Source organism: Actinoplanes sp. NPDC019969 (assembly GCF_055562375.1).
The window spans coordinates 283,926-296,649 of record NZ_JBVHFK010000012.1; the positions used below are offsets into that span (position 1 = coordinate 283,926).

General features: G+C 71.4%; 12 protein-coding genes. 3 read left to right on the top strand and 9 right to left on the bottom strand.

The features are described 5' to 3' along the window. Positions 1-15: 15 nt before the first annotated feature. Positions 16-429 (top strand): DUF7144 family membrane protein, encoded by a 414-nt coding sequence (locus ACZ3II_RS32515; protein WP_465522490.1) that lies wholly within the window; start codon positions 16-18, stop codon positions 427-429. Further along, positions 426-1,313, top strand: coding sequence for a YihY/virulence factor BrkB family protein (locus ACZ3II_RS32520; RefSeq protein WP_465522492.1), 888 nt, complete (start codon positions 426-428; stop codon positions 1,311-1,313). The genes ACZ3II_RS32515 and ACZ3II_RS32520 overlap by 4 nt, the downstream gene beginning before the upstream one ends. Here the strand turns inward: ACZ3II_RS32520 and ACZ3II_RS32525 are convergent. Further along, positions 1,302-2,705: an MFS transporter gene (locus ACZ3II_RS32525; protein ID WP_465522494.1), complete on the bottom strand. Its 1,404-nt coding sequence runs from the start codon at positions 2,703-2,705 to the stop codon at positions 1,302-1,304. The two genes, ACZ3II_RS32520 and ACZ3II_RS32525, sit on opposite strands and share 12 nt — an antisense overlap. A 26-nt stretch (positions 2,706-2,731) precedes the next feature. After that, positions 2,732-3,280, bottom strand: coding sequence for an Rv1733c family protein (locus ACZ3II_RS32530; protein ID WP_465522496.1), 549 nt, complete (start codon positions 3,278-3,280; stop codon positions 2,732-2,734). A 114-nt stretch (positions 3,281-3,394) separates the two neighbouring features. Between ACZ3II_RS32530 and ACZ3II_RS32535 the strand changes: the two genes are divergently transcribed. After that, the gene (locus tag ACZ3II_RS32535) at positions 3,395-3,895 is read left to right on the top strand and encodes a hypothetical protein (RefSeq protein WP_465522498.1); all 501 of its coding nucleotides are present in this window, start codon (positions 3,395-3,397) and stop codon (positions 3,893-3,895) included. On the opposite strand, the gene ACZ3II_RS32540 is transcribed toward ACZ3II_RS32535, so the two are convergent. From ACZ3II_RS32540 to ACZ3II_RS32570, 7 genes are all read right to left on the bottom strand, one after another. Next, positions 3,867-4,763, bottom strand: coding sequence for a metallophosphoesterase family protein (locus ACZ3II_RS32540; protein WP_465522500.1), 897 nt, complete (start codon positions 4,761-4,763; stop codon positions 3,867-3,869). The genes ACZ3II_RS32535 and ACZ3II_RS32540 overlap by 29 nt on opposite strands. After that, complete coding sequence (gene arcC, locus ACZ3II_RS32545) at positions 4,720-5,667, bottom strand: carbamate kinase (RefSeq protein ID WP_465522502.1); 948 nt, start codon at positions 5,665-5,667, stop codon at positions 4,720-4,722. Before arcC ends, ACZ3II_RS32540 begins: the two co-directional genes overlap by 44 nt. A gap of 1 nt (position 5,668) precedes the next feature. After that, a complete protein-coding gene (gene argF, locus ACZ3II_RS32550; RefSeq protein ID WP_465522504.1) occupies positions 5,669-6,670 on the bottom strand; it encodes an ornithine carbamoyltransferase in 1,002 nt (333 codons plus the stop codon). 13 nt (positions 6,671-6,683) lie between these two features. Continuing rightward, positions 6,684-7,904 (bottom strand): arginine deiminase, encoded by a 1,221-nt coding sequence (locus tag ACZ3II_RS32555; protein WP_465522506.1) that lies wholly within the window; start codon positions 7,902-7,904, stop codon positions 6,684-6,686. Between the two features lies 1 nt (position 7,905). Next, on the bottom strand, positions 7,906-9,246 hold the full coding sequence (locus ACZ3II_RS32560) for an amino acid permease (RefSeq protein ID WP_465522508.1): 1,341 nt from the start codon (positions 9,244-9,246) through the stop codon (positions 7,906-7,908). A gap of 62 nt (positions 9,247-9,308) precedes the next feature. Then, complete coding sequence (locus tag ACZ3II_RS32565) at positions 9,309-10,145, bottom strand: class II glutamine amidotransferase (protein WP_465522510.1); 837 nt, start codon at positions 10,143-10,145, stop codon at positions 9,309-9,311. Positions 10,146-10,158: 13 nt separating this feature from the next. Next, positions 10,159-12,120, bottom strand: a complete 1,962-nt coding sequence (locus ACZ3II_RS32570; RefSeq protein ID WP_465522512.1) for a phage holin family protein — start codon at positions 12,118-12,120, stop codon at positions 10,159-10,161. Positions 12,121-12,724: the final 604 nt, after the last annotated feature.

Genomic DNA, 12,724 nt, shown 5'->3' on the forward strand with positions numbered 1-12,724 from the left:
GACGAGGAGACGGCGATGCGTGTGGAACAGAGCCGGGCCACCGGATGGGTCGCCTGGGTGCTCTTCGGCGGTGTGGTGCTGGTGCTGCTCGGCACGGTGCACGCCTACACCGGGCTGGTCGCGCTGGCCCGCCCGGCGGTGCTCGACGGCACCCGCGCCGACGTGCTCCTCCCGGTGTCCCTGACCGCGCTGGCCTGGGCGCACCTGGCCGCCGGGGCGGCCCTGATCGTGGACGGGGTGGCGCTGATCCGGGGGCTGCGCTGGGCGCGGGTGGTGGCGATCGTCTTCGCCGCCGCCTCGGGCTTCCTGAACTTCGCGTTCGCGGCCACCCACCCGATCTGGTCGGTCATCGCGATCGCGCTGTCCGCGGTGGTGATCTATTCGGTGGCGGCGCACGGCGGCGAGGTCGCCGACGCGTACGGGAAGTGACCCTCCGGCGGCTGGACGACCTGCAACGACGCCGGCCCGCGCTGGGGTTCCCGTGGGCGGTGGCCCGCAAGTTCTTCGACGACGGCGGGCCGCGCGAGGCCGCCCTGATCACCTACTACGGGTTCCTCAGCCTGTTCCCGGTGCTGCTGCTCGGGGTGGTCGCGGTGTCGCTGGTGCTGACCCGGCGGCCGGAGTTGCGGCAGGAGCTGGTCGCCGCGATCGTGCCGCCGGCGTTGCAGGCGGACATCGAGACGTCGGTGGCGGCCCTGTCGGGGTCCGCCACCGCTCTCGTGCTCGGCGTGGTGTGGCTGGTGTACGCGGGGATCGGGGTGGCGCTGAGCGCGTACGAGACCCTCAATCACCTGGCCGCGGTGCCGGTCCGGGACCGGGCCGGGATCGTCGCCACCTATCTGCGGGCGGTGGCCGCGCTGGGCGTGCTGCTGGCCGGGTCGGTGGCGGCGGGCGCGGTCACCGTCGTGGCGGCGACGGTGATCGCGCTCGTGGCGCAGTGGGCGGTGGCGTACGGGGTGCTGCTGGTCCTGGCGCGGCTGCTGCTGTGCCGGCGCGCCCCGTTCGCCGCGCTGTGGCCCGCCGCGGTAATCGGTGCGGCCGGGGTGACCGGGTTGCTGAACCTGGGCGCGGTGGTGCTGCCTTCGCTGGCGCGGAACGCCGGCTGGATCTACGGCGGGTTCGCGACGGTCGCCGGGGTGTTCACGATGCTGTACGTGCTGAGCAACGTCCTGGTGCTGGCGGCCGAGGTGGCGGCGGTCCGGCACGCCCGGCTGTGGCCGCGCGCCTTGGATCCGTCCCGTCCCACCCCGGCCGACCGGCACGCGATGTCCCTGCTCATCAGGGAGCAGCAGCGGCGGCCGTCAGGCGGCTGACGGGCGGGTGCGTGGCAGGAAGGACGCCGCTACCAGGCCGATCACGCCGGCGCCGGCGACCGCGAGCATCGCCCACAGGTACGAGCGGCCGGGGTTCGCGCTGTCGACGCCGGCGACCAGGATGGTGCCGGCCAGCGCCGCGCCGAGCGACGACCCCAGGTTGGAGACGCTGCGGGACAGCCCGGAGATCTCGCCCTGCAGGTCCTCGCCGAAGCTGGACTGCACGACGTTGACCGACGGCGTGAGCATGCCGCCGAGCCCGAGGCCGATGATGAACAGGCCGGGGATCATGCCCCAGATGCTGTCCGCGGAGCCGCCCAGCCCCAGCAGCAGGCCGATTCCGGCGACGGTGACCGCGAACCCGGCCATGATCAGGGTGCGCTGTTCGCGGCGGTGCGCCATCCGTTCCGCGAGCAGCGAGGAGATCAGCACGCCGACGGTGGTGGCGGTGAAGACGGCGCCGGTCTCGATCGCGTTGTAGCCCTTGACGACCTGCAGGTACGTCGACACCACGAACGAGGTGCCCATCACCATCAGCCACTGCATGTTCTGGGTGATCAGGCCCAGGTTGGAGGCCCGTTTCCGGAACAGCGACAGCGACAGCAGCGGCTCCTTGCCGGCCCGTTCCCGGGACCGTACGTGCCAGAAGAACCAGGTCAGCACCAGCACGCCGGCGAGCACCAGGCCGGCGGTGGCGGCCGGCTTCTCGTCGGCGCCCAGGATGCCCATCACGATCAGGACCAGGCCGCCGGCCGAGAGGATCGCCCCCACCACGTCGAACGGCAGGGACCGGTCGGCCGGCAGCGGGTCGCGCACGGTGGTGCGGGCCAGCAGGACGATCGCCAGCACGATCACGGCCTGCAGGACGAAGGCGGCGCGCCAGCTCACGGCGTACGCGATGAAGCCACCGATCAGCGGGCCGGCGACCGCGCCGATGCCGCCCATCGCGCTGATCGCGCCGAAGGCGCGGGCCCGCGAGCCGAGATCCTGGAACAGCAGGGTGGTGAGGATGTAGACGGGTGGGATCAGCAGCGCCGTCCCGACCCCCTCGAAGATCGAGTACCCGATGATCAGCACCGGCAGGCCGGGCGCGACCGCGCTGAGCAGCGCGCCGGCGCCGAACAGCAGCAGGCCGAGCTGCAAACACCACTTGCGGCCGAACACGTCGGTCAGTTTGCCGCCGGGGATCATCAGCGCCGCCATCACCAGCAGGAACATCGTGATCGCGAGCTGTACGCCCTGCACTGTGGTGTTCAGGTCCTTGCTGATGTCGGTGATCATCACGTTCATGTTGGAACCGGCGAAGCTGCAGATGAACTGGGCCAGCGCGAACGCGATGAGCGCCCGTCTCAGCCCGACCGGGAAACGCCCGGTGCTGGTTCGTTCGGCCATGGGGTAACCACCTCTGCTAGGGGTTGTCAGGGAAGCAGGTCGCGGCTCCAGCGCGGGCCGACCTCGCTCCATTCGCGCTGCCAGCCGCGGGCCCGATAGCGTTCCAGCACGGCCGTGCCGATGCGGCGCAGCGCGTTCATCGCGGCGGCGACGGCGGCCACCACCACGACCGCGATCAGCGCGGCCCGCGCGACCGGGCTGCGGTCGCCGGGCGCGCCCCGCTGGTCGCCGTCCCGGTCGACCCAGATCATCACCCGGTCGCCGGGCTTCTGGCCGGCGACGACGGTGACGATGCCGGAGCGCTTGGTCCCGTTCGGCGCGGTCCATACGGCCCGGGACCAGCCGGGCGTGGGTTCGGCGCCGGGATCGGTGCCGGCCATCAGCTCGGCTTCCACCCGGAACACGTTGCGCTTCTCCCAGTCCAGCGCCTGCTGGTCGGCCCGGTAGCTGACCCCGGCCGCCCACCAGGCCAGGATCGGCGCGGCGAGCAGGGTGAACACGAAGAGGGACAGGAGCATGCCGGCCTCGAACTTGTCCGAGCCGCGGCGCAGCGGATTGCGTTTCCGGGCGAACATGCCGGAAGCATCGCCAATTTTCCCGCCCCGCGTTTCATCCGTGCCGGGTGAGGATGGCCCGCCGCCGCCCGGAGACGCTGACTCGGGCAGGGCACACCACGGGAGGGGACCGGCATGCCGGCGAGCGGCTCGATCTGGGTACGGATGCGGCACGAGACGATGGAGGCGACCGCCTCCGGGATCTACGGACTGATCGTCGGCGCGGCGGTGCTGGTCGCCTCGCACGCGCTGACCGCGATCCGGATGTCGGTCGCGGTGCTGGTCACGCTGACCATCTACTGGCTGGCGGAACGGTACGCCCGGATCGTCGCCGAACGCATCCACGAGGGCCACCGCCCGACCTGGCACACGGTGCGGCACCAGCTGACCACCGGCTGGGAGATGGTGACCACGAGCGGGCTGCCGCTGCTGGTGCTGATCGGCGCGCGGCTGGCCGGGGCCAAGCTGGAGACGGCGGTGATCGCGTCGCTGGCCTGCACCACCGCGCTGCTCTGCCTGTCCGGCTGGCGGATCGGCTCGGGCGGGCGGCTGCGCACCCTGGAGCGGGTGGTGTCCATGCTGGTCGCGGGCAGTTTCGGCGCGGCCCTCATCGTCCTGAAGACACAGTTGCACTGACCACCCGGCCGGTGTGCCAGCCGTCCCTGCCGAGATACCGCTCGCGCACCACGATCTCCCCGCCGCCGGCGCTGATCAGGCTCCACGAGCAGGGCGCGCCGCGGGTCCGCACGCTGGTGGCGGTGCCGGCGACCACGTACACCTGGCGGCCGTGCACGCGTACGTCCGGGACGTGGGTGTGCCCGGCGAGCACCAGGTCGGCGCGGGCCACCCGGACGGCGTCCAGCAGGCGGCGCCGGCCGATCAGCCGGGCGGCGCCGGTGGCCAGCGGCGGATGGTGCAGGGCGAGCACGCGCAGGTCGCCGTTCGGCGCGGCGCCGAGGGTCCGGGCCACCATGGCGGCCTGCCGGGCGGTGACCTGCCCGTTCTTCCAGCGCCAGCGCGGCATCGACATCAGGCCCAGGGCGGTGATCCCCGCGGTCCGGCGGACCGGGTCCGGGTCCGCGTCGATCCAGGTCTCCCAGCGGTGGTACGGGGAAAGCACCCGCCGCCAGCTCAGCAGGGGCAGGTCGTGGTTGCCGACGACCGGCAGGAGCGGCCCCGGCAACGTTGCCAGGAGGTCCCGCACCTGCCGGAACTCGTCGGTCCGGGCCCGCATCGTGACGTCCCCGGTGACCACGGTGAGGTCCGGCCGCGCCGCTGTCACGTCCGCGGCGAGGCTCGCGACGGCGGACGGGGCGTGTGCCCCGAGATGCAGGTCGGAGAGGTGCGCGATGACGGCGGGCCGCCCGTTCATGGCCGGGGCGCCGGCCCGGCCCGGCGGCATCGGGTCCGGGCCGGCGTGGTGGGCGCTGTGGCCGCGCCCACCGGTGTGGCGATCCTTCTCACCGGGGCGGGCGCAGGTCGTGCGGTCCCCCGTAGTCCCCACCCGGGGTGACGACCGTGCCCGCTTTCCCGGCGAGGATGGCGGCGGCGTCCTCGAGGGCGCCGATCGCCGCCAGATCGCCGGTCAGTTCCACGAACCGGCAGACCGCCTCGACCTTCGGCCCCATCGACCCGGCCGCGAAGTCCTCGCGGCGCAGCTCGGCGGGGGTGGCGCGGCCGATCGGCTGCGGTTGCGGCCCACCGAATCCGCGGACCACCGCGGGCACGTCGGTGAGCAGCAGCAGCGCGTCGGCCTCCAGGGATTCGGCGAGGACCGCGGTGGCGAGGTCCTTGTCGACGACGGCTTCGACACCGGCCAGGTTGCCGTTCTCGTCGCGGATCACCGGGATCCCGCCGCCACCGGCGCAGACCACGATGGTCCCGGATTCCAGCAGCTTGCGGATGATCCGGGTCTCGACGACGCGCTGCGGTTGCGGTGACGGGACCACCCGGCGCCACTTCGCCCCGTCCGGCGCGATCGCCCAGCCGCGCTCGTCGGCGTACCGCCGGGCGGTCTGCTCGTCATAGACCTGGCCGACGAACTTGGTGGGCTTCTGGAAGGCCGGGTCGGCGGCGGAGACCAGGGTCTGGTCCAGGATCGCGGCGATCTGCCGGCCGGGCAGCGCATTCTGCAGGGCCTGCAGCAGCCAGTACCCGATCATGCCCTGGGTCTGCGCGCCGAGGACGTCGAACGGGTACGGCACGGCCAGCGCCGGGTCGGCGGCGCTCTGCAGCGCCAGCATGCCGACCTGCGGGCCGTTGCCGTGGGTGATGACCACCTCGTGTTCGGCCGCGAGCGGGGCCAGCGCGGCCACCGCCCGCAGCGCGTTGTCCCGCTGCACCGCGGCGTCCGGTTTCTGGCCGCGTTCCAGCAGCGCGTTCCCGCCGATCGCGATGACGATGCGCATGTCAGGACCCGAGGGTGGCGACCATGATCGCCTTGATCGTGTGCATCCGGTTCTCGGCCTGGTCGAAGACGATCGAGTACGGCGACTCGAACACCTCCTCGGTGATCTCCAGGGATTCCATGCCGGTGTGCTCGTAGATGTCCCGGCCGACCTTGGTGTTCCGGTCGTGGAAGGCCGGCAGGCAGTGCATGACCTTCACTGCCGGGTTCCCGGTGGCGCGGACCGCCGCCATGTTCACCTGGTACGGCTTGAGCAGCCGGATCCGCTCGTCCCAGGCCTCCTTGGGCTCGCCCATGGACAGCCACACGTCGGTGTAGAGGAAGTCGGCGCCGCGGACGCCCTCGTTCACGTCCTCGGTGTGGGTGATCCGGGCGCCGGTGGACTCGGCGATGCCCTGCGCCGCCTTGACCACCTCGTCCGGGTTCCACCGGGCCTGCGGGGCCACCATCCGCACGTCCATGCCCATCATCGCGCCGCCGATCAGCAGCGAGTTGGCCACGTTGTTGTGCGCGTCGCCGAGGTACGCGAACGTGATGTCGTTGTCGTGCTTGACCGTGTGCTCCCGCATGGTGAGGATGTCGCAGAGCGTCTGGGTGGGGTGCCACTCGTCGCTGAGCCCGTTCCACACCGGCACGCCGGCGTACCGGGCCAGGATGTCCACGTTCTCCTGGCCGAACCCCCGGTATTCGAGGGCGTCGTAGAAGCGGCCGAGCACCCGCGCGGTGTCCTTCACCGACTCCTTGTGGCCGAGCTGGGTGCTGCCCGGGTCGAGGAAGGTGACGTGCGCGCCCTGGTCGTGGGCGGCCACCTCGAAGGCGCAGCGGGTCCGGGTCGACGTCTTCTCGAAGATCACCGCGATGTTCTTGCCGGCGATCCGCGGCACCTCGGTGCCGGTGTACTTGGCGGTCTTCAGCTCGGCCGCGAGCTTGAGCAGGAATTTCCACTCGGCGGGCGTGAAGTCGAGTTCCTTGAGGAAGCTGCGGTTGCGCAGGTTGAACGACATGACGGAGTTCTCCTCAGACGGCGTCGCGTTCGATCGGGCAGGTCATGCACCGGGGGCCGCCGCGGCCCCGGCCGAGCTCGCCGCCGGCGATGGTGATCACTTCGATGCCCTGGCGGCGCAGGTACGTGTTGGTGGTGACGTTGCGCTCGTAGCCGACGATCACGCCGGGCTCCACGGCCAGGAAGTTGTTCCCGTCGTCCCACTGCTCGCGCTGGGCGGCGCGGATGTCCTCGTTGGTCTCCAGCACCTGGATCTTGTCGATGCCGAGGGTCTCCGCGATGGTGGCGAACAGGTCCTGGTTGCGGATCACCTCGAGCCCGTCCGGGTCGCCGGCCGGCAGCACGGTCCACGACCGCAGCGACTCCTGCAGGTACGGGTACATCACGAAGGTGTCCCGGTCGATCATCGTCATGACCGTGTCCAGGTGCATCATGGCGTGCGAGTGCGGCAGCTCGATCGCGATCACCTTGGTCGCCACGCCGTTGCTGAACAGGCTGCGGGCCAGGTTCTCCACGCCCATCGCGGTGGACCGCTCGCCCAGCCCGATCATCACCGCGCCGTTCCCGAGCACGTGGATGTCGCCGCCCTCCAGGGTGGCCGGCTGGTGCGGCTGGTCGTCGCCGCCGTACCAGATGGTGAAGTCGGCGAGGGTGAACATCGGGTGGAACCGGTAGATCGCGGCGCTGTGCACCGACTCGCGCAGCCGGGCCGGCATCGCCATCGGGTTGATGCTGACCCCGCCGTAGATCCACGCCGAGTTGTCCCGCTGGAACAGGTGGTTGGGCAGCGGGGTGAGCACGAAGTCGTCGGCGTTCATCAGCTCCCAGCGCAGGCTGTTCACGGTGAACCCGGCCAGCTCGTTCTTCAGCACGCCGCCGATCAGGTAGTCGGCGAGCTTGGCGCTCTCGGCCTGCTCGGCGAGCCGGCGCAGCGGCGTGGCCAGGGTCGGCCCGACGGTGTCGTCGGTGATGATCCGGTCCAGCACCCAGTTGCGGGCCTGCGGGATGTCCAGCACGTCGGCGAGGAGCTTGGCGAAGTAGTGCACCTTGATCCCGCGCTCGCGCAGCACCTCGGCGAAGGCGTCGTGCTCCTCGCGCGCCCGGCGGGCCCAGAGGATGTCGTCGAAGAGCAGGTCGCGGACGTTGTCGGGGGTGAGTCGGCTGAGTTCGACACCGGGCCGGTGCAGGATCACCTGGCGGAGCCGGCCGGTCTCCGAGTCGACGTGGAAGCTCATGTCATCCTCTTTCGGGCATCTTCTTTCGGATGGACAGGTAGACGGGTATGCCGAGCAGGAACGCGCCACCGGCCATCAGGAACGGGCCCCACACGACGAACCAGTCGTCACCGGAGTTGCGCGAGTACCAGATGAAGAGGATCGAGAAGACCAGCGCCAGGATCGCGACGACCAGGTCGCCGGCGCCGCCCTCACGGCGCCATTTGATCTTGGCGAGTGCGGAGAAGGCGTACGGGATCGCCGCCGTGATCCCGCTCATCAGCACCAGCGTGTTGAACACCGTCGCGCCGCTCGCCCCGGCGTAGCTCACCACCATCGCGATCGTCGCGAAGATGCTGGAACAGATGATCCCGGCGGCCGGCACCCCGCGCGGGGAGATCCGCCCGAACATCGCCGGGAACAGCCCGTCCTTGGCGGCCGCGAGCGGCATCTCGGCGCAGATCATGGTCCAGCCGTTGAGCGCGCCGATCCCGGACACGATCACCGCGAGCGCCACCAGGTCACCGGCCCAGTCGCCACCGGCCATCGTGGTCGCGGCCACCGAGTACGAGGCCTTGTTGGCGTCCTCGGCGAGCACCGACGTCGGCACGATCCCGAAGATCGCGACCATCGACAGCAGGTAGACGACGGCCGCGCCGAGGGTGCCGATCACGGTGGCCCGGGGCACGTTGCGGCCCGGGTCGCGGACCTTGGCGGCGGCCACCGCGGCGCACTCCACGCCGAGGTAGCTGAACAGGCAGATCGCCATGGCGCTGCCGATCGCCTTGAGATCCGTCTCGCCGCTGACGTTGGCCGGGCTGTAGTTGGCGGTGCTGATGAAGAACAGCCCGACCGTCGACATGATGACCAGCGGGATGAACTTGATGATCGTGGTCCAGAGCTGAACCACGCCCATGTTCTTCACCCCGGTCAAATTGATCATCGCCGGGATCCAGATGCCGACCAGGGCGATCACGATCGACCAGATGGTGACGCCGTCGGAGTTGACGAAGTTCTCCACATAGAAGACCCAGCCGGTGACGATCGCCGCGTTCCCGGCCCACGCGGTGATCCAGTAGGACCAGGCGTTGAAGAAGCCGACACCGTTGCCGAACGCGGCCCGGGCGTACGCGTACGGGCCGCCGTCGGCCGGCATCCGTTTCGACAGCGACGCGAACATCACCGCCAGGGCCAGCGCGCCGACCGTGGTCAGCACCATCGCGACGATGCTGATCGGGCCGATCGCGGCGAGCGAGTACGGCAGGTTGAAGATCCCGACGCCGATGATGGTGCCGAGGATCAGCGCGGTGGCCTGCGGCAGGCCGAGGGTGTGGGTGTCCTCCGCCTTCTCCCGCTGCGTCATGGCCGTCAGCCTTTCGAGGGACCGCCCGGCGGACATCACTCCCGCCGGATGAACGGGTCGGGTCAGGGCATCGCGGGCTCGAACGAGCCCAGTTCGTCGTCGCCCTTCTGGATCACGCCGTAACTGGACTCCGGCACCGGCTGCCAGGCGCCCTCCAGCTCGCCGAGCGGCTCGGAGACGATCAGCCGGGTCTCGTCGGAGAGACCGTGCAGCGCCTTCTGCTCGGGATAGAGCGCGCGGAGGGCGGAGATCGCGGTGCTGTAGTACAGCGTTCGGCTGCGCCTCTCGCTGGAGTACCGGAAGCACCAGGTCCGGTCACCGTCGGTGGTGGCCACCGTCATCTGGAGCGGGTCGGGTACGCCGTGCTCCCGCCCGACCGCCTCGACCAGTCCCGCCATCCGTTCCACCGCGGCGACCGGCCGATCACGCAGGCCGTACGTCAGGGCCAGGAAGAACATCACCTCGGAGTCGGTGGAGCCGGCCATCGACGAGTACAGCTTCGGGTCCACCGCCATCACCAGGTCCCGTTTGAGACGGGGGAACTCCCGGATCGAGCCGTTGTGCACCCACAGCCAGTTGGCGTACCGGAAGGGGTGGCAGTTGGTCTGCTGCACCGGCGTGCCGGTGCTGGCCCGGATGTGGGCCAGGAACAGCGGGGACGAGGTGGACCGGGCGATCTCCCGCAGGTTGAGGTCGCTCCAGGCCGGCCCGACACCCCGGAACAGAGCCGGTTCGGACTGGCCGTCGGTGGTGTACCAGCCGACGCCGACGCCGTCGCCGTTGGTCGTCTCCACCCCCATCCGCGAGTGCAGACTCTGGTCGATCAGCGAGAAACGCGGCCGGTAGAGCAGTTCTTCGAGCCGGATCGGCGACCCGGAATACGCAAGCCAGCGACACATGGCGTCATCGTGGTCACCGGACCGCCCATCGGGGCTCACCCTCGGCGGATGAGGCGGCGTCCCGGCAGCCGATCCGTTCCATCCAGCCGCACAGCACCCGGTGCACCCGGTCGGCGCCGGCCAGCCCGCTCGGGACGGGCAGCGCCCGCGGGTGGATCAGCACCGCCCGGTTCTGCCAGCCGCCCAGGCCGCCGTGACAGCCGATCAGCTCCTCGAACGCGGCGACCTCCTGCGTCACCGGATCCCACAGGCTGTTGATCACCAGGTCGCCGGTGTGCTCCAGGCCGTCGTGGCGCAGCAGGTCGGAGGCGGCGTGCGGACCGTACCCCAGCAGCGGGTCGAGGCCCTCCACGTGACCGTCGGAGAGCCGCCGGCGGCCGGCCCGCCCGAAAACCACCGGGCCGTCCACCCGGGACCGGACCAGCACCCAGCCGATGCCGGGATGGCCGGTGAGCCCGGGCAGCAGCGCCGGATGCCGCTCCTCGATCTCCTCCAGCGTGACCCGGCCCGGCAGCTTCGTGAAGTAGACCAGCGCCAGGTTCCCGCCCGCCGTCACCACGATCTCCGGCTGCCTCTTCGGGGTGGCCGGCTCCGGCGCCGCCTTCCCGATCCCGGCGCGCAGCACCCGCGACCGGCCCCGCTGCTCGTCGTCGCCGGAACCGCCCGCGGTCTCCGCCGGGGCCGCGGTCAGCCGGCGGATCAGCTCCTCCAGGGTCAGGCCGTACCGCTGCAGGAACGTCGCGCCCTGGCTCTGCCCGTGATCGGAGAGGACCACGAAGTGGTACGGCCGGGGCGCGGCCGCCGCCACCTCCTCCAGGGTCGCCAGCACCGCGTCGATGCCCTCCAGCGATGCCAGCGCCTCCGGCCGGGCCGGCCCGGCATGGTGCGCGATCTCGTCGTAGTCGACGAAGTCGCAGAACACCGACGGCGCGCCGCGCATCATCTGCTCCGCCAGGATCGCCACGTTGAGGTGGCGCAGCAGCACGTTCGTGGCGCCGCGCAGCAGCACGTACCGCCAGTCCCGGCGCATCCGCGGCTCGACCTGCCGCAGCCGCTGCCGCCGGGCCTGGTGCAGCTCCTTGACGATCTCCCCGACGGTCAGCACCAGCGAGCGGGTCAACCCGAACGGGTCGAGCAGGTACGCGCTCAGGTACCGGGCCGGTCCGGTCCGGCGCTGCGGAACCGTGCTCATCGTCAGCAGCGAGGTCGGGGCGTCACCGGAGAACACGTTGCTCACGCTCACCCCACCCTGGGCCAGCAGGCCGCGGCCGTCGGAGCAGCGGGACTCGACCAGGGCGCTGTCCTCCGGATGGTTCGTCACGACGAGGCGGCCGGCGGATTTCTCGTACCAGCGGAAAGCCGGAACCTTGCCGCTCGCGCCGTGCAGCAGCCCCGCCTGGCTGGCCGGCGTCGTCGCCGGCAGCTCCACGTGCCATTCGGTGAACGTGTGCCCGCCGGACCGCAGCCACCGGCTTAGCGTGGGCAGGTTGCCGGCCTCGATCGCCCAGCGGGCCAGCGGCGCGGACAGCCCGTCGACCTGGATCATGATGAGGCCCGGCGTGCTGATCGGCGGCACGCTGCGCCGGAAATGCCGGTTGACCCGCAGCAGATGCCGGGTGGCCGCGCCCGGCTGGCCCGCGGTGATCACCCACAGGCCGATGCTCATCAGCGCCGCGCCGAGCCAGGCCGCCCAGAACGCCGGCCAGAACCCGTCGACGCGCACGCCCGGCGTCAGGTACAGCGCGGCCCACACCAGCAGCGCCTGGGTGACCAGCCAGCCGGCCAGCACCGCGGCCCACCCGGCGGTGGACAGCAGCCGCACCAGCAGCGGGCGCAGCAGCGCGCCGAGCAGGCCGATCAGGATCGCGGCGGCCAGGACCGCCCGGGCGTCGTCGGCGGAGATGCCGGGCAGGACGCCGATGACGGCACCCGTCACGACGGCGCCGAGGACCACGGTCACCAGGGTGCGCACCATGGCAGCCAGTGTCCGGCCGGACATCCGGGCCGGTCCCCATCCGTGCCGGATGATGCCGCACTCCCGGCCCGGACCCGACCATGACGGGGTGAACGAGCCCGATGACCTGATCCCCAGGGTGCTGAACGCGGTGCCGCGGTGGCTGCGCCCGCGGGCCGCGCTGGTGCTCGGGCACCGGACCGGGGCGGTGCTGCTGCGGACCACCGGTGAGCTGGTCCGGGTGCAGATCTTCGACCGGGCGATGACGCTCGCCGCGCAGGCGTTCACCTCGGTCTTCCCGCTGCTGATCATGCTGGGCGCGCTGGCCGGCAGCGGTCTCCGGGACGACCTGCACGGTCTGGTACGGATGCCGGACGTCAGCGCCCGGCTGCTCGACGACGCGCTCAGCGACCGGCAGAGCAACGCGTTCGGGGTGGCCGGCAGCCTGATCGTGATCATCTCGGCGACCGGGCTGGCCCGGGCGCTGGTCCGGGCGTACCGGACGGTGTGGACGGTTCCCGGCCGCCGCGCCGGCGCCGCCGCGACCGGCTGGCAGATCGGCTCGGTGCTGATGCTGGCCGCGTTCCTGATCGTGATCCGGCTGCTCAGCGGCCTGGTCGGCATG

Bases quoted from the DNA above. Each gene is read 5' to 3' on its own strand.
- ACZ3II_RS32515 (WP_465522490.1), top strand. From the start codon at position 16: ATGCGTGTGGAACAGAGCCGGGCCACCGGATGGGTCGCCTGGGTGCTC.
- ACZ3II_RS32525 (WP_465522494.1), bottom strand. From the start codon at position 2,705: ATGGCCGAACGAACCAGCACCGGGCGTTTCCCGGTCGGGCTGAGACGG.
- ACZ3II_RS32530 (WP_465522496.1), bottom strand. From the start codon at position 3,280: ATGTTCGCCCGGAAACGCAATCCGCTGCGCCGCGGCTCGGACAAGTTC.
- ACZ3II_RS32535 (WP_465522498.1), top strand. From the start codon at position 3,395: ATGCCGGCGAGCGGCTCGATCTGGGTACGGATGCGGCACGAGACGATG.
- arcC (WP_465522502.1), bottom strand. From the start codon at position 5,667: ATGCGCATCGTCATCGCGATCGGCGGGAACGCGCTGCTGGAACGCGGC.
- argF (WP_465522504.1), bottom strand. From the start codon at position 6,670: ATGTCGTTCAACCTGCGCAACCGCAGCTTCCTCAAGGAACTCGACTTC.
- ACZ3II_RS32555 (WP_465522506.1), bottom strand. From the start codon at position 7,904: ATGAGCTTCCACGTCGACTCGGAGACCGGCCGGCTCCGCCAGGTGATC.
- ACZ3II_RS32560 (WP_465522508.1), bottom strand. From the start codon at position 9,246: ATGACGCAGCGGGAGAAGGCGGAGGACACCCACACCCTCGGCCTGCCG.
- ACZ3II_RS32565 (WP_465522510.1), bottom strand. From the start codon at position 10,145: ATGTGTCGCTGGCTTGCGTATTCCGGGTCGCCGATCCGGCTCGAAGAA.
- ACZ3II_RS32570 (WP_465522512.1), bottom strand. From the start codon at position 12,120: ATGGTGCGCACCCTGGTGACCGTGGTCCTCGGCGCCGTCGTGACGGGT.